This is a genomic window from Taklimakanibacter albus, assembly GCF_016595235.1.
GTDB classification, from domain to species: Bacteria; Pseudomonadota; Alphaproteobacteria; order Rhizobiales; family Aestuariivirgaceae; genus Taklimakanibacter; species Taklimakanibacter albus.
Genome location: NZ_JAENHL010000006.1, coordinates 1,036,073 through 1,052,516, shown reverse-complemented (window position 1 = coordinate 1,052,516; position 16,444 = coordinate 1,036,073). Strand labels below are relative to the sequence as shown.

15 protein-coding genes are annotated in these 16,444 nt (G+C 63.6%); 5 read left to right on the top strand and 10 right to left on the bottom strand.

From position 1 onward, the window contains the following. Positions 1 to 14: 14 nt before the first annotated feature. A complete protein-coding gene (argS, locus tag JHL16_RS09785; RefSeq protein ID WP_200184646.1) occupies positions 15 to 1,748 on the bottom strand; it encodes an arginine--tRNA ligase in 1,734 nt (577 codons plus the stop codon). 195 nt (positions 1,749 to 1,943) lie between these two features. Here argS and JHL16_RS09780 point away from each other — a divergent pair, with 195 nt between their 5' ends. Further along, positions 1,944 to 2,375, top strand: coding sequence for an SH3 domain-containing protein (locus JHL16_RS09780; protein WP_200184645.1), 432 nt, complete (start codon positions 1,944 to 1,946; stop codon positions 2,373 to 2,375). Between the two features lie 6 nt (positions 2,376 to 2,381). Here the strand turns inward: JHL16_RS09780 and JHL16_RS09775 are convergent, their stop codons facing one another. After that, entirely contained in the window at positions 2,382 to 3,944 is a 1,563-nt protein-coding gene (locus JHL16_RS09775) for a B12-binding domain-containing radical SAM protein (RefSeq protein ID WP_200184644.1), read from the bottom strand. A gap of 56 nt (positions 3,945 to 4,000) precedes the next feature. After that, entirely contained in the window at positions 4,001 to 5,188 is a 1,188-nt protein-coding gene (locus tag JHL16_RS09770; protein ID WP_200184643.1) for a deoxyguanosinetriphosphate triphosphohydrolase, read from the bottom strand. Positions 5,189 to 5,243: 55 nt separating this feature from the next. On the opposite strand from JHL16_RS09770, the gene erpA reads away from it, so the two are divergent. Together erpA and JHL16_RS09760 are read left to right on the top strand one after the other, a co-directional pair. Then, on the top strand, positions 5,244 to 5,573 hold the full coding sequence (gene erpA / locus JHL16_RS09765; RefSeq protein WP_200184642.1) for an iron-sulfur cluster insertion protein ErpA: 330 nt from the start codon (positions 5,244 to 5,246) through the stop codon (positions 5,571 to 5,573). Between the two features lie 2 nt (positions 5,574 to 5,575). Then, the gene (locus tag JHL16_RS09760; protein ID WP_200184641.1) at positions 5,576 to 6,529 is read left to right on the top strand and encodes an aldo/keto reductase; all 954 of its coding nucleotides are present in this window, start codon (positions 5,576 to 5,578) and stop codon (positions 6,527 to 6,529) included. 4 nt (positions 6,530 to 6,533) lie between these two features. Here the strand turns inward: JHL16_RS09760 and JHL16_RS09755 are convergent, their stop codons facing one another. Further along, positions 6,534 to 7,118: an alpha/beta hydrolase gene (locus tag JHL16_RS09755; RefSeq protein ID WP_200184640.1), complete on the bottom strand. Its 585-nt coding sequence runs from the start codon at positions 7,116 to 7,118 to the stop codon at positions 6,534 to 6,536. Positions 7,119 to 7,283: 165 nt separating this feature from the next. Between JHL16_RS09755 and JHL16_RS09750 the strand changes: the two genes are divergently transcribed. Both JHL16_RS09750 and xth read left to right on the top strand, forming a co-directional pair. Beyond that, entirely contained in the window at positions 7,284 to 8,876 is a 1,593-nt protein-coding gene (locus JHL16_RS09750; protein WP_200184639.1) for a PAN domain-containing protein, read from the top strand. 96 nt (positions 8,877 to 8,972) lie between these two features. Further along, a complete protein-coding gene (gene xth, locus JHL16_RS09745; protein ID WP_200184638.1) occupies positions 8,973 to 9,743 on the top strand; it encodes an exodeoxyribonuclease III in 771 nt (256 codons plus the stop codon). 6 nt (positions 9,744 to 9,749) lie between these two features. Here xth and JHL16_RS09740 read toward each other — a convergent pair whose 3' ends face one another. The 6 genes from JHL16_RS09740 to JHL16_RS09715 form a co-directional block, all read right to left on the bottom strand. Continuing rightward, entirely contained in the window at positions 9,750 to 10,649 is a 900-nt protein-coding gene (locus JHL16_RS09740; RefSeq protein WP_200184637.1) for a LysR substrate-binding domain-containing protein, read from the bottom strand. A gap of 35 nt (positions 10,650 to 10,684) precedes the next feature. After that, positions 10,685 to 11,503, bottom strand: a complete 819-nt coding sequence (locus JHL16_RS09735) for an alpha/beta hydrolase (protein ID WP_200184636.1) — start codon at positions 11,501 to 11,503, stop codon at positions 10,685 to 10,687. Next, complete coding sequence (locus JHL16_RS09730; protein ID WP_420884533.1) at positions 11,500 to 12,606, bottom strand: zinc-binding dehydrogenase; 1,107 nt, start codon at positions 12,604 to 12,606, stop codon at positions 11,500 to 11,502. The genes JHL16_RS09735 and JHL16_RS09730 overlap by 4 nt, the downstream gene beginning before the upstream one ends. A gap of 6 nt (positions 12,607 to 12,612) precedes the next feature. Continuing rightward, positions 12,613 to 13,836, bottom strand: a complete 1,224-nt coding sequence (locus JHL16_RS09725) for an NAD(P)/FAD-dependent oxidoreductase (RefSeq protein ID WP_200184634.1) — start codon at positions 13,834 to 13,836, stop codon at positions 12,613 to 12,615. Between the two features lie 7 nt (positions 13,837 to 13,843). Continuing rightward, positions 13,844 to 14,836 (bottom strand): fatty acid desaturase, encoded by a 993-nt coding sequence (locus tag JHL16_RS09720; protein WP_200184633.1) that lies wholly within the window; start codon positions 14,834 to 14,836, stop codon positions 13,844 to 13,846. 107 nt (positions 14,837 to 14,943) lie between these two features. Further along, positions 14,944 to 16,437 (bottom strand): sugar ABC transporter ATP-binding protein, encoded by a 1,494-nt coding sequence (locus JHL16_RS09715; protein WP_200184632.1) that lies wholly within the window; start codon positions 16,435 to 16,437, stop codon positions 14,944 to 14,946. Positions 16,438 to 16,444 lie beyond the last annotated feature (7 nt).

Below are 16,444 nucleotides of genomic sequence, written 5' to 3'. Positions count from 1 at the left end.
ACCTGTTCCCGCGTCTACATTTCCTCTACGGGCTTCACTCCGAGGATTCCTAGGCCGTTTGCTAGAACATAGCGAATCACGCGCAATAAAGCGAGCCGTGCAAGGCTAGTTTGCATGTCGGAACCCAAAATAAATCTTAATTGCGGCGACTCTTTGCCCTTGTTCCAAAGGGCATGAAAATCGCTAGCCAGATCATACAGATAAAAGGCTATCCTGTGAGGCTCGTGAGCCACGGCGGCGGCCTCGACAAGACGCGGATATTCACCGATCCGGCGGATCGCCTGCAGCTCCGCCTCGTCGACAAGCCTTGAAAAATCGGGCTTCTCGGCGCTTTCGGCGAGGCCGCCGGCATTGCGGAAGACCGAGCAGATTCGCGCGTGGGCGTATTGCACATAGAAAACCGGATTGTCCTTCGACTGTTCGGTGACCTTCTTGAAGTCGAAGTCGAGCGGCGCCTCGTTCTTGCGGTAGAGCATCATGAAGCGCACGACGTCGGAGCCCACCTCCTCGACCACTTCGCGCAAGGTGACGAACTCGCCGGCGCGCTTCGACATCCGGACCGGCTCGCCGTCCCGGAACAGCTTCACCAGCTGGCACAGCCGCACGATGACCTTGACGGACTTGTTGCCGGCATTGGCGGCGCCGATCGCCTCCAGCCGCTTCACATAGCCCGCATGGTCGGCGCCCAGCACATAGACGAGCTCGGTGAAGCCGCGCAGGATCTTGTGGCGGGAATAGGCGATGTCGGAGGCGAAATAGGTATAAGAGCCGTCCGACTTGATCAGCGGACGGTCGATGTCGTCACCGAACTGGGTGGCGCGGAACAGCGTCTGCTCGCGGTCCTCCCAGTCCTCCGGCAACTCGCCCTTGGGCGGCGGCAGACGGCCTTCGTATATCAGGTCGCGCGCCCGCAGATCCTCGACCGTGCGATCGACCTCGCCCGAGGTGTGCAGCGATTTCTCCGAAACGAAGACCTCCTGGCGGATATTGAGTGTCGCCAGATCCTCACGGACGAGATCCATCATCATGGCGACCGCCTTGTCGCGCACGATCGGCAGCCACGCCGCCTCCGGCATGTCGAGCAGCGCCTTGTCGTGATCGAAAGCGAGCGCCTGCCCGACCGGCTTCAGATAGTCGCCGGGATAGAGACCTGACGGGATCTCGCCGATATCCTCGCCCAGCGCCTCGCGGTAGCGCAGATAGGCGGAGCGGGCCAGCACATCGACCTGGGCGCCGGCATCATTGACGTAATATTCACGCGCGACCGCATAACCGGCCCGGCTCAGAAGCTCGGCCAGCGCGTCGCCGAATACGGCGCCGCGGCAATGGCCGACATGCAAGGGACCGGTCGGATTGGCCGAGACATATTCGACATTGACCTTCTCGCCGCCACCGATGGCGGAGCGGCCATATTGAGGGCCTTGCGCCAAAGCGGCGTCGAGAAGCTTCGGCCAGAAGGAGGCCTTGAGGCGGATATTGATGAAGCCCGGACCGGCAATGTCCGTGGACTGAATATCGGGATCGGCGACGAGACGGTCGGCCACCAGCTGCGCGATGGCGCGCGGCTGCATGCCGGCGGGCTTGGCCAGCACCATCGCCGCGTTGGTGGCGAGATCGCCATGCGCGGAATCACGCGGCGGCTCGACCATCACGCGGTTGAGATCAAGCCCCTGTGGCAGCCTGCCTTCCCGCGCCAGAGCGTCGATCGCGGCGCGGACATTGTGCTGGAAATGGGCGAAGAGGTTCATTTAACTCTACGAGCGATAAAGGTTTTCTGTCCGGCCCTGCCCTAGCGGATGCGCCTGCGGGCGTCAAACGATAGCAGCGGCAATGACGTCTCGTCATTTACGATGAGGCGAGATAATCCGCCAGCCTGAACCGAACAGGATGACCACGTCGCATACGCGTGATAGCAATCGAGTGCAATGATTCCGGAGCCTTTCATGCGCCTCAATCACCTGAAATCACCGCTCGCGGCCCTCGCCTTCAGCCTCGGCCTCTTTGGCGCCGGCACGGCATTCGCGGCCGAAGCCTACACTGCCACCGACCTCAATGTGCGCACCGGTCCCGGAACCGAGTTCGACCGCGTCGGCACGCTGCCGGCAGATTCGGGCGTCGATGTGATCGATTGTCAGGACGGCTGGTGTCTCGTGCGCGGTCGTGGTCTGCGCGGCTGGGTATCGGCCAACTACCTGGCCCGCGGCGAGGAGCCGACCAAAGTCATCGTGCTGCGCCCGGAGATTTATATCAGCCCCGGCTACACCTACCGGCCGCATCACTGGCGCCCCAGGCCGCCGCATCGGCCACGTCCGCCGCACCGGCCGCGCCCGCCCAAGAAGTGCAAGATCGCGCCGGGCTTTCCCTGTCCGCGCTGAGCCCTTCTAATAGGTATTCACCAGAGGCTTTTCGCTCGTTGTGAGTCTGCGGATGAATTTGTGCATGTGCCAGTGGATGGCGCATTTGAGCGCGTAGACGCGCAGGAGTGACGGCTCGGGCCTGGCTTTGAGGAACTCCCAGAAGCGCCGGCGATAGACCTGGCGCAAGCCGCTGTCGGGCACCTTGGCAAGCACGCGCAGCATCAGGCCGATCGATTCGGCCCATAGCCGCACTTCATGCGCGCGGTGCATCCAGGGATGCGTCACCGCATAATCCTTCCAGGCGCGGTCGATGACGATGCCGCCGTCGCGATAGAGGTCGTCGACGCGGTCGAAATAGGCTTTCGGCTCGTAGAGCCCGGCCATCAGCCGCACATAACCCTGGCTCAGCGCCGCGCGGCTCATATTGACCGGATGCACATTGGTGCCATGCGCGGGGTCGTCATCCTCATCGAGCCGGCCCGCCGCCTTGAGCCGGTCATAGAGTGGCGTGCGCGGAATGGCCGACAGCATGCCTACCATCGCCGTCGAGATACGCGCCTCGCGCAGGAAACGTTCCTGGGCGGCAAAAATATGCTCGTCATCATTGTCGAAGCCGAGGATCATCCCGGCCCACACTTCCATGCCGTGGTCCTGAATGCGCCGCACCTTCTCGGTGAGACTGCCGCCTTTGCGCAAATTCTGCAGCTTCTTGGCTTCTTTCAGCGATTCTTCATTCGGGGTCTCGATGCCGACGAAGACGGCGCCGATATTGGCCTCGACCATCAGCCGCATGAGCTCATCGTCGTCAGCGAGATCGATCGAGGCCTCGGTCACGAACATCAGCGGATAGCCGTTGCGGCGCTGCCAGGCGATGACCTCGTGAAGCACCTCCTTGATCGCCTTCTTGTTGCCGATGAGATTGTCGTCGACGATGAAGACCAGCGGCAGCTTCTGGGCCTTGAGCTGATCGAGCTCGGCCAGGACCTGGGCGGACGCCTTGACGCGCGGACGCCGGCCGAAGATCACGATGATGTCGCAGAACTCGCACGTGAAGGGGCAGCCGCGCGAGAACTGCACCGAACCGAAAGCGTAGCGGTTCATCTTGAGGAGATCGAGGCGCGGCAGCGGGATCTTGCTGATGTCGGTCTTCTCGGCCTGCTCGTAGCGCTTCTGGACAGTACCGGCCTCCCAATCCACGAGGAATTGCGGCCAGGTCTCCTCCGCCTCACCGACGAAGATCACATCGGCGAGGTTGCCGAAATAGTCCTCCTTCACCGAGATCCACGGGCCGCCCACCACCGTATAGGCTTGCCGTCGCTTGAGCTCGGTCAGGATCTCACGCATGCGGTGGCGCTGTACGATCATGCCGGTCAATGCGACGATATCGGCTCTGGCGCAGCGGTCGAAATCGATCGCCTCGACATTCTCGTCGATCAAGGTGATGCGGTGCGGCTCGGGCGTCAGCGCGGCGATCAAGGGCAGCGCCGCCACCGGCATATTGGCGCGCTTGCCGAGAAGCGGCAACGCATGTTCCAGGCCCCAGAAGGAGATTTCGAATTTCGGGTTGATGAGGACGATGTCGGCCATGGGTCTCTCCACACGCGCCTCTCGCATGGAAGATTAGCGGATTTCCTACCCCGTTGCTACCGGAACAGCGGGTCGAGATCGAACAGCTTCTTATGTTGGTCCAGAGCGTAACGATCGGTCATGCCGGCAATGAAATCGCAGACCTGGCGGGCGAAGCCGCTTTTGTCGTCGGTGAAGGAATCCTCGCGCCAGTCGACCGGCATCAGCTTCGGGTCGTTCATATAGGCTTCGAAGAGATCGCGGATGACGCGCTGGGCCCGTTCCATGATGGCGATGACCCGCTCATGGCGATACATGCGGTGCGACAGGAAACTCTGCAGCACGCGGTTCTTCTCGCGCATCTGGGCGCTGAAGGTGATCACCGGCGTCCGCATGCCCCTGACCTCATCGGCCGAGGCCGGCTTGAAGGCCTTGAGCTGCTTTGTGCTCTCGGCAAGCACGTCGGCCACCATGGCCGAGATCAGCCGGCGCACCGTTTCATGGATCATGCGCGGCCGCTCGAGCTTGGGGTATGCCTTCAGCACCTGCCCCAGGGCTGCCCCGACCAGCGGATCGTCACCGAGATCGATGACATCGAACAGGCCGGCACGCAGGCCGTCATCGATATCATGGGCGTTGTAGGCGATGTCGTCGGCGATGGCCGCCGCCTGCGCCTCGGCCGAGGCGAAAGATGCGAGCATCAGGTCATGCGCCTCGGCATAATCGATGATGGCGGCCGGCAGCCCGGTCTCGCGATAATGGCCCAGCGCATGGCCCTCGCCGTCGATCAGCGGCCCATTGTGCTTGACCAGGCCCTCGAGCGTCTCCCAGGTCAGATTGAGCCCGTCGAAGGCGGCATAGCGGCGCTCGAGCCTGGTCACGATCCTGAGGCTTTGGGCATTGTGGTCGAAGCCGCCATGATCGTGCATCAGGCGGTCGAGCTCGCGCTCGCCGGCATGGCCGAAGGGCGTGTGGCCGAGATCATGCGCCAGCGCCAGGGCTTCGGTCAGGTCCTCGTCGAGCCGCAGAGCGCGGGCGATCGAGCGGGCGATCTGGGCCACTTCGATCGAATGGGTCAGCCTGGTGCGGTAGTGATCGCCCTCATGATAGACGAAGACCTGGGTCTTATGCTTGAGGCGGCGGAAGGCCGAGGAATGGATGATGCGGTCACGGTCGCGCTCGAAGGGCGTACGTGGCGGCGCTTCGGGTTCCGGCGTCAGCCGGCCACGGCTCTTGCCCGGATCTGACGCATAGGGGGCCCGCATTTCCGCTCATGCCCCCCTGTTGACAAGCGGACCGGGGCGCACGACATATGTGACCATGACGGATACGGTTTCCATAACTTCCCGAGCGGCCACCCGCATCAAGGACATCATGGCCGGCCATCCCGGTTCCGCGGGCTTGCGTGTCGCGGTCGAAGGCGGCGGCTGCTCCGGCTTCCAGTATGACTTCAAGCTCGACTCCCAACGCGCCGATGACGATCTGGTGATCGAGAGGGACGGCGCCACCGTTCTGATCGATTCCGTCTCGCTCGTCTATATCAACGGGTCGGAGATCGACTTCGTCGACGACCTGATCGGACGCAGCTTCAAGATCAACAACCCGCAGGCCACCATGTCCTGCGGCTGCGGCACTAGCTTCTCCATCTGATCATGCAGAAACGCAAGATAGGCCGTTCGGACCTGATGGTCGCGCCCTTGGGTCTGGGCGGGAATGTCTTCGGCTGGAGCGCCGATGAGAAAGCCTCCTTCCAGGTGCTCGACGCCTTCGTCGCGGCAGGCTTCAACCTGATCGATACGGCGGATGTCTATTCCCGCTGGGCCGACGGCCATGAAGGTGGTGAATCCGAAGCCATCATCGGCAAGTGGATGAAGGCCCGCGGCAACCGCGCCAATGTCGTGCTCACCACCAAGGTCGGCTCGGAAATGGGGCCCGGCAAGAAGGGGCTCGCAAGCGGTTATATCAAGAGCGCGGTCGAGGCTTCGCTGAAGCGGCTGCAGACCGACTATATCGATCTCTATCTGTCACATTGGGAAGATCCGGAGGCCGATCCCGCGGATACGCTCGGCGCCTATGCCGATCTCGTCAAGGCCGGCAAGGTCCGGGTGATCGGCAATTCGAACCACAGTGCGGCGACGATGCGCGACATGCTCGCGATCAGCGCCCGGCATAGCTGGCCGCGTTTCGAGAACCTGCAGACCCATTACAATCTCTATGACCGGGCGGGCTACGAAGCCGAGCTCGAAGGCTTCTGCGTCGCCAATGAAATCGGCGTGACCAGCTATTTCTCGCTCGCCAAGGGCTTTCTGTCGGGCAAATACCGCAGCCCCGCCGACTTCTCCAAGAGCGCGGCACGCGGCGATGGGATGGGGACATATCTCAATGAGCGCGGCTTGCGCATCCTCGCCGCCCTCGATGCAGTTTCAAAGGCCCAGGGCGCCACACCGGCACAGGTCGCCATCGCCTGGCTGATCGCCCGCCCGAGCCTCGTCGCCCCGATCGCCAGCGCCACCAGCGTCGCGCAGTTGCAGGATCTCATCAAGGCGACGGCGCTCGATCTCAGCTCATCCGAGATCGCACAACTCACCGAAGCGAGCGCCTCCTAAGCACTCACGAGATCATCGATATCGGCATGGTCGGCGGATCCAGGCCGACAATATCGCGCGCCACTTCCCTCATATCGTCATTGAGCTGATGATTGCGTCCAGGGAGACGTCGAACCACCGCTTGCGGAAGAGCCTTCATGTACATGTCGAGGTGGAGAACGGGAACGACCTCGTCCTCGTCGCCGTGGTAAAGAAATAGAGGAACATCGCGTGGACAGCGGTCGGCCGCATCCTTGGGCAGCGCCACTTCGTCCCAATGCCAGAAGTCGTGATCATGCCAAAAGGGACCGGCGATGAGAAACACGCCCGCGATCGATAGCTTCGGAGCTCGATCGGTCAAGATTTTGATCAGAACCGAAGCCCCAATCGAATGGCCTACGAGGATCGCGCCCTCGCCCATATCCGCCGCCTCATCCAGGATGACGCGTTTCCAGCTCTGGTAGTCAGGCTCCCCCTCATTGGGCATGGCCGGATAACGGACGTCATAGGCTGGCCCGAGCCTGCCGCGCAGGCTAGTCGCGAGCTTCGCATCGTCCCGGTAAGCACCTTCGCCGCCGCCCTGAATCAAGAGAACCTGATGTGACATCATAGGCCTCGCAGATCGTCGCGATCAAAGAACCGCTTGCATTATTGCATCGGTTTGAGAAATTGCAACGAGGCCCCCGTCAGCAAACTGTAACAATCCTCCCCTCCTGTTTGGTGCTCACGATCCTGTGATAGGGTCGCGAGTGAGTCGTTAATGGGGGTTATCCTGGTGAGCATTCTAAGCCGTATCTTCGTACTATTCGGCCTTCTCTGTCTCGGTGCCGTCACCGCGCAGGCTCAGGAATGGAACACCGACCGGCCCGGTCGCGACATACGCGACCTCGATCTGTCCGCCCCCGATTTCAATCTCTGCCGCCAGGCCTGCGACAGCAACAGCTCCTGCAAGGCCTGGACCTATGTCAATCCGGATGTCCAGGGTCCGAAAGCGCGCTGCTATCTGAAATCCGCGGTACCGGATCCGGTCGCCAATAATTGCTGCGTGTCGGGTGTCAAGGCGAACGATACGTCCGACCGCGAAGATATCTGCCGCGACTATTCGGTGCGCGCGGTGCAGCAGAATGACGAGAATCTGCGCTTGCGCTGCAACTTCACCGGCGCCGGCTGGCAGTCGAACCGCGATCAGCATTTCAACTGGTGCATGACCGCGAGCCGCGCCGACCGTGAGCGCGAGGATCGCAACCGCGTCACCAAGCTCGCCGAATGCCGCTCTGGCGGTGGCGGCGGCGGTGGCGGTGGTGGCCGCGAGGACGAGTGCCGCGACTATGCCGAGGAAGCGGTGACCACTGCGCGCGAAGCCCGCGATCTCGGCTGCGGCTTCTCCGGTCCCCGCTGGTCGCAGCGTTATGGCGAGCACTACAGCTGGTGCCTCAGTGCGACGCGCGAGCAGGTGCGCGCCGAGCGCACCGGCAGGACGGCCGATATGCGCTCCTGCCGGGGTGGCAATGACGGCGGCGGCGACCGCGCCGAGACCTGCCGCGATTATGCCGAGGAAGCCGTATCGCAGATCGCCGACGCGCGCCGTCGCAATTGCGGCTTCTCGGGCGCCCGCTGGCAAGGCGGCTACAATGTCCATTACAACTGGTGCATGAGCGCCAGGCGCGGCGAGCGCGAGGCTGAATCGCGGGCGCGTACCGACGAGCTTCGGCGCTGCCGCTCGGGCGACAGCGAAGGTGACCGTGCCGAGGCCTGTGGCGACTATTCCCGCCAGTCCATGGCGCAGATCCGCGAGGCCCGCCGGCTCGGCTGCGGCTTCACCGGAGCGCGCTGGCAGCCCAGCACCACTGCTCACTATGAATGGTGCATGACGGTGCGCCGCGCCGACCGTGAGGCAGAATTGCGCGCCCGTGAGCGCAGCCTCGATCGCTGCCGCGCCGATGCCGGCGGTGGCGGTGAGGAAGACGCCGGCTGCGTCGACTTCGCCAACCGCGCGGTGCGCCAGTCGCAGCGCAACCGGGCCCTTCGCTGCGGCTTCGAAGGCCAGCGCTGGCGGCCTGATTTCGACACGCATTATTCCTGGTGCCAGTCGGCGCCGCAGCGCGCTCGCGTTCGCGAGGATGCGCGGCGCGACGAGCTCCTCAATCTGTGCGCCGCAAAGCCCGACAAGGCGCAGGAGTGCCGGCGTTACGCCAATCTCTCGATCGAGCAGCAGCGCACCAATCTGAGCCAGGGCTGCGGCTTCTCGGGGCCGCGCTGGCACACCAGTTACGAGGATCACTTCGTGTGGTGCATGGACGCCTCGGGCGGCAAGCGGCTGGCCGAGATCGCGGCCCGCGTCGGCGCCCTCCTCGCCTGCACGAGGTAAATTGTCAGCAGTCGCCTGAGCGAGCCGCATCGAGGCTTGCTCAGGCGCGCGATCCCCGGCAAACAAGGAGCAGTTTCTTCTTTCTCCGAGTGCCCCATGCTGATCGCCACCTGGAACGTCAACAGCGTCAAAGCCCGTCTCGAAACGGTCATCGCCTGGCTCAAGGAAGCCTCACCCGACGTCGTGTGCTTCCAGGAGCTCAAATGCGAGGACAAGGCCTTTCCGGCCCAGGCCTTCGAGGAGCTCGGCTACAATCTCGCCGTCCACGGCCAGAAGACCTATAATGGCGTCGCCATCCTGTCGAAGCTTCCCTTCGACGAAGTCAGGACCAGGCTTCCCGGCGATGACGGCGACGAGCAGGCCCGTTATGTCGAAGCGGTCGTCTCCGGCATCCGCGTCGCCTCGATCTATCTGCCCAACGGCAATCCGGTGGCGAGCGAGAAATATGCCTACAAGCTTTCCTGGATGGACCGTCTCATCACCCATACGAAAGGCCTTCTCGCCTACGAAGAGCCGTTTGTGCTGGCCGGCGACTACAATGTCATCCCGCAAGCCATCGACGCCAAGAATCCGGCCGACTGGGTGAATGACGCACTGTTCCTGCCGCCGACCCTGGCGAAATTCCGTGAGCTGATCAATCTCGGCCTCACCGACGCGGTGAGGACGCTCGATCCCGAGCCCGGCCTCTACACCTTCTGGGACTACCAGGCCGGCGCCTGGCAGAAGAACAACGGCATCCGTATCGACCATCTGCTCCTGTCGCCGCAAGCCGCCGACCGCCTGCAATCGACGCGCATCGACAAACATGTGCGCGCCTGGGAGAAGCCGTCGGACCACGTGCCGGTGCTGGCGCAGTTCGGCGCCTGAGGAAGTTCAGCGCTCGGTCTCGGCAAGCGGAGGCGGTGACGCCTCGGTGCGGGTCTCTTCGGCAAGCTTCATGAAGGCATCGATCTGGCGCAGATGCCGGCGTGCCCTGAGGCACATGGCGAAGGCCTCGGTATGCGCTTTGTGATCGACGATGCGCAGCGGCTGGAGCCGGCTGTCGGGAACGAATTCAGTCTCCGACACGATGCCGATGCCGAGACCCGCGGCGACTGCCTCGCGCACCGCGTCGCGGGAGATTTCCATGACGACCTTCGGGCGTACCCGCTGCCGGGCCAGCGCCTCTTCAAAGACGCGCCGCGTCATCGAACCCGGCTCGCGCAGGATCAAACGCTGCCCGTCGAGCTCAGCCAGCTCCAGCTGATCCCGGCCGCTCCACGGATGGCTTTCATGAACGAAGACGATGACCTCATGCCGCCCGAGCGAGATCATCTCGAGACGCGGATCGTCATAGTTGAAGCCGAGCACGGCGACATCGACCTCGTAGTCGAGAAGCCTTCGATAGATGAGATCGGAATTGCCGCTTTCGACGAAGACCTGCGCGAGCGGATGGTTCTCATGGAAGTTGGCCAGGAGCTTCATGACGAAGAACGGCCCGACGGTGCCGACCCTGAGCTTGCCGCTCACCTGCCCGTCACTGGCGCTCAGCAGTTCGACCGCCTGCTCTTCCAGCGAAAAGATCTGCCGCGCGATGACGAGCAGCGCCTCACCCGTTTCGGTGAGCTTGAGGCCGCGCGGCGAGCGCAGGAAGAGCTTGACGTCGTAAGTCTCCTCCAGCGCGCGGACCTGCGTCGTCAGCGTCGGCTGGCCGATATTGAGGAATTCGGCGGCGCGGGTGAAGCTCAGCTCACGTCCGACCGCGTAAAAGGAGCGTAATTGGCTGAAATTCACAAAATTAAGCTTGCGGCCGACCATCGCGCTGTCGGCTAATCTGGCGCGATGAAGGTCTGGAAGTGATCCACAAGCTCGCTCCGGCTCTGCATGAAGTCGCAAAGGATATCGTAGTGATGGCGATGCTTCAACTGAATGAGCCGGGCCTCGCCACCCTGCGCCGACCAATGCGCGGCATAGGCCCGCGATTGCGCCTGGAACGCCTCCGTTTCGGCGGAACCGACCACTGCCAGCAGCCGGCCCCGGCAATGATCGATCCGCAGCGGGCTGAACGCCGCGGCGGCTGCACTGTCCAGGCCCAGCATCCCGCCCAGTGAGGTCGTCAGCAGCGGTTCCAGATCGAAGATGCCGCTGATCGCCAGACAACCGCGCGGCGGCCCGTGCGGTGACCAATCCGTGGCCGCGAGGAGCGCTGCCAGGTGACCACCCGCCGAATGGCCGCACAGCGCCCAGAAGCGTGGATAGAGGCCCATTTCCTCGATCGCCGCCAAAGCCGCCGCGGTCCCCGTCCGAACGCTTTCGCACAGGGCGGAAAAGGAGATATCCGGAAGCAACGGATAGCCGATAATCGCGACCGAGCATCCCTGCTCAACGAAGGGTCTCGCCACGAAGCTGAAAGACTCCTTCGCCTGGCTGCGCCAATAGCCGCCATGGATGAAGATCAGGACGGGACCGTGAGGCGTTCCCGGAAAGAGATCGAAACGCTGGCGCGGATGCGTGCCGTAAGCGACATCATTCCGGCACAGCAGAGCGGCGCGGGTTTCGGCACTTCTGTCGGCGAAAGAGCGATAGATGGCCTCGCGCTCCGGATAGCGATGACGGAAGACATAGCCTTCCTCGGCAGCGCCCGTCATTCGAAGACGATTACGCTGCGCAGAGCCGCACCGCTTTTCATCATCGCGAAGCCCTGATTGACCTCCGCCAGGCTCAGCCGATGGCTGATCAGCGGATCGATGACGATCTTGCCTTCCATGTACAGATCGACGAAACGCGCCAGCCCGCTGCGGCCTTTAACACCGCCGAAATAACTGCCTTTGAGCTTCCGGCCATAACGCAGGCCGACAGGCGGCACGGCGAGCTCGGCGCCTTTCGGCTCCACGCCGAGAAGCACGCAGCTGCCCCAGGCCGGCGCCGTCGAGTCGAAGGCCTGGCGCATTACCGGAATAAGGCCGGTGCATTCGAAGACGACATCGGCGCCACCTTCCGTGAGGTCGCGGATGGCTTCCACGGTGCGAGCCCCCTCCATGCTGGCGTCAATGAATTGCGTCATGCCCAGGGAGCGACCGAGATCCATGCGGCTGGCATTGATGTCGATTCCGATGATCTCTGCGGCACCGGCAAGACGGGCGCCTTGGATCACATTGATGCCGATGCCGCCCAGGCCGAAGATCGCGACACGGTCGCCGGCCCTGACATCGTCGAGCGCCGCCCCGATGCCGGTGGTGACGCCACAGCCGAGCAGGCAGGCGCGGTCGAGTGGCGCGTCGGCGCGGATCTTCGCCAGGGCGATCTCGGGCAGAACCGTATAACGCGAGAAAGTCGAGGTGCCCATGAAGTGATGGACCGTCTCGCTCTGCCGGTGAAAGCGCGCCGAGCCGTCCGGCATGACGCCCTTGTCACGGGTCGCCTTGATCGACCAGCAGAGATTGGTCCGTCCGCTCGCGCACATGCGGCAAGTGCCGCATTCGGGCCCATAGAGCGGAATCACGTGATCGCCGGGACGCAGTCCCGTCACGCCCTTGCCGATCTCGATCACACTGCCGGCCCCCTCATGCCCTGGAATGAGCGGATAGACGCAGGTCGCGTTGCTGCCGTCGAGCGCCGTCAGATCCGTGTGGCACAGTCCACTCGCGGCGATCTCGACCAGCACCTCGCCTTCCCGCGGCGGCTCGACCCTGATCCGGTCGATGACGAGGTCTTCCCCCGGTCTCACACAAATAGCGGCGTCGCATTCGATCATGATCTATACCTCGACGAGCGCGGCACCGGTGCGGAAGCCCTTGGCCAGAAGGTCGGCCTGATCGACAGTGGCTCCCGATCGCATGATCTCGCGCGCCATCCGGATGTCGCGGCCGCAGCCGATTCCCACCGCACCGCGCAGAGCGCCGCTCTCGAGATAATAAGCGAGATAACCGCGCACACCGATGGCGCCACGCTCCAGCACGTCAAGTCCCGGCGAAGGCGTGCCGGCGATCTGGATGTTCCAATCATATTGATCGGTCCAGAACCATGGCACTTCACCATAAGACTGACGATCGCCACAGAGATTGGCCGCGACAATGGCGGCCAGATCCTCGGCGTTGCGCCAGGATTCGAGGCGCTGGCGCGTGCCGAATCTCACATTGTCATGACGCGCCACATCGCCGACGGCGCTGATATCCGGATCGCTGGTCTCGCCGCGCGCATTCACTACAATGCCGTCATCGACGTCGAGCCCCGCGGCCCGAGCGAGGCCGTCATTGGGCGCAGCGCCGATCGCCACCAGAATTTCATCAGCGGAAATGTCGGTGCCGTCATCCAACGCAACGGCCACTGTCTCACCAACGGACTCCGCGCGCACGATCCGGCGCCCACAGAGAATCCTGACCCCCGCCGCGCGATGCGTCGAACTCAGCCACAGCGCCAGGCGCTCCGGCAGGAGACGCATCAGCGGACGCTCGCCGGCCTCGACGATGGTGACCTCGACACCCCGGCCAATCGCGCTCGCCGCCACTTCGAGCCCGATCAACCCGGCGCCGACGATGAGCAGCCGCGTCCCCGGACACAGACGCGTGCGCAGCCGCAGGGCGTCTTCGAAGCTGCGCAGATAGGAGACATGGCGAGTAATTTCGGTGAGTGCCGGCAGGCTCCTGGGCGTCAGTCCGGTGGCGAGGACCAGATGGCGGTAAGGCAGAACCTGGCCATCATTCATTCTGATGCGGCGCCCGGCGCGGTCGATTTCAGTCACCTCTTTGCCGAGATGAAAGGTGACGCCGATCTCCTGCCAGCGCGACGGTGGGATGAGATAAGCGTTGGCCACCGGCTCAGGTCCGGTCAGGCAGGCTTTGGAGAGCGGCGGCCGTTCATACGGAAACTCCATCTCGCGTCCAACGACATGGATCGGCTCCTTGAAGCCGCCATGGCGCAGGCGCTCCGCCACGCGCCCGCCCGCATGCCCGCCGCCGACGATGACGACATCCTTGGTCATATCGCCCCTATTCGCCCGCCGCCATTTCGCGCTTTTTGCCCTTCAGCACTTCGCGCAGGATGTCGCGATGAACCTGGAAATAGCTCCGGCTCACACATTCGAGATGCGGCGAGACATGTTCATGGAGCTTGCCGAGCGCGTGGAACGGCACCGAGGAGGCCAGATGATGCTCGGCGTGATAGGGCATGTTCCAGTACAGCAGGCGCAGGACCGGATTGGCCAGAGTGGTGCGCGTATTGGCGAGAAGGTTCGGGCTCTCCTCGGCGCCGGTATGCTCGGCCATGCGGATGGCGCGCAGCACCGGCTCGCCCAACATGCGCGGCAGGAACCAGTAGATCAGCGCGATCGTGCTGCCGGTCCAGATCGAAACCGCGACGATCGCCAGATAGAGGGCGCACATGATGCGGATCTCGCGGCTCACATCGCCAAAGACGGATTCGGGCAGAAACTCCCGTTCCTCCTCCGAGAAGCGACCGAGACAGCCGCGCCACAGCGTTCCCACCAGTTTCGGCCAGAAGGAAAAGCCGGCGATCTGGCGGAGATAATCGCCGAACGATGTCGGGAACGGCACGATGTCGGGATCGTGATCCTCATGCTGGGTGTAGGTGTGATGCGCCGCATGCCGGTATTTGAAATAGAGGAACGGCCGCATGGTGAGGAAGGCGACGATGAAACCCAAAGCGTGATTGAGCCAGCGCGACTGGAAGGCGGTGCCATGCGAACATTCATGCAGCGGCGCGAAGAGTAGTACGATGACGATGCCATAGAGAAGCATGGCCGGCACCATGAGCCACCAGGTGCCGCTGCTCAGATAGACGGCGCCGACGCCTAGCGCCAGGGCGGATATGTGGACGGCGAGCCGGATGAGGCCCGGCGCATTGGCGCGCACGCGCAAGGTCTTCAAGGCATCGCGCGATATGATTTCAGGGCCGGTCAGAGGCCAGATGCGGCTACCGATCCCACCGATACCGGCGAAGCTTGCTGAATCATTCCCTTGCATGGTCACATTCCTCGTTTCGATCTTCCCGACCTGCCTTAAATGCGGGGTATCGGGATTGGAAATTCATTGTTTCGATACGGGCATCGGTTTCGGCGACGTGCGGTCCGTCACATCACGGCGCAGCGCGCGATGCCCTCGACGGAGAATTCCGGCCGCTCAAAATGCCCGGTGACGCGCCCGCGGCTCATGACGATGATGCGGTCGCTGATATCCATCAGCTCCTGCAGCTCACTGGTGATCAAAAGCACCGCCTTGCCCTGCCGGGTCAGCTCATCGATGGCCCGCCAGATCTGCGGCTTGGCGCCGACATCGACGCCGCGCGTCGGATCCTCGACCAGGAACACCTCGCCGCCGCGGGCGATCCACTTGGCAATGACCAGCTTCTGCTGGTTGCCGCCGGAAAGCTCGCGCGCCGCTTGCGACAGGCTCGCCACCTTGGTGGACAGCATGCGGATCATCTCCCAGGCGAGGCCGTCCTTCTTTCGCCGGCGCAGGAAACCCAGCGCGGAAAAACGCCAGAGCATGGTCAGCGCGATATTGTCGCCGACACTCATCGGCAGCACGAGCCCCTCGCCCTTGCGGTCGGCCGGCAGGAAGCCGAAGCCCTGGACGATCGCCTGGCGCGGCGACCGCGCCCGGCATGGTCTATCGCCCACGCGGATCTCACCCCGGTCGACCGGCAAGGCGCCGAACAGAGCGCGCATCACAGCTTCGCGCTGGCAGCCGAGCAGCCCTGCGATTCCCAGGATCTCGCCCTTGCGGATCTCGAAGGAGACATCATCGAACAATTTGCCGGCACCGAGCGAGCGCACGGCGAGCGCCACCTCGGCCGTGCCGCTGGTGCCCCGCTCGATCCGGTTCGGCGCCGGATCGCGGCCGACCATATGCCGGATCACCACCGCCTCGCTGGACTCCGCCGCCGGCAATGTCGCGACGGCGCGGCCATCACGCAGAACGGTGATCCGATCAGCGAGCGCGAAGACCTCCGCCAGGCGATGCGATACATAGACGATGCCGAGACCCTTGGCCTTGAGGTTGCGGATGATGGCCAGGAGATGCTGAACCTGGTCGTCATTGAGCGAGGCCGTCGGCTCGTCGAAGATCAGCACTTTCGGATCGCTGACCAGAGCGCGGCATATCTCCACGATCTGCTGCTCGTTGAGGCTGAGCTCGCCGGTGGGACGGGCCGGGTCGAGATCGACATGGATGGCGCCCAGAATCCGGCGCGCCTCCTGATACATGGCCTTGCGGTCGGTGCGGCCAAACCGGCCCTTCGGCTCCTGCCCGAGCAGGATGTTCTCGGCCACCGTCAGATTGGGGCACAGGACCAGCTCCTGATGGACCAGCGCGATCCGATGCGCCCGGGCGACGGACGGATTGCGCAGCATGACGGCCTGGCCATCCCGGCGGATCTCGCCGCTGTCGGGCAGCTGGAGCCCATTGATGATCGACAAGAGCGTTGATTTGCCGGCGCCGTTCTCGCCGACCAGCGCATGGACCTCTCCCGGCAAAATATCGAAGCTCACATCGGCGAGCGCCACGACGCCCGGAAAGGCCTTGCGGATCGCCCGCACCTCGAGAAGCGGCGCATGCTCGCTCATCACCCTT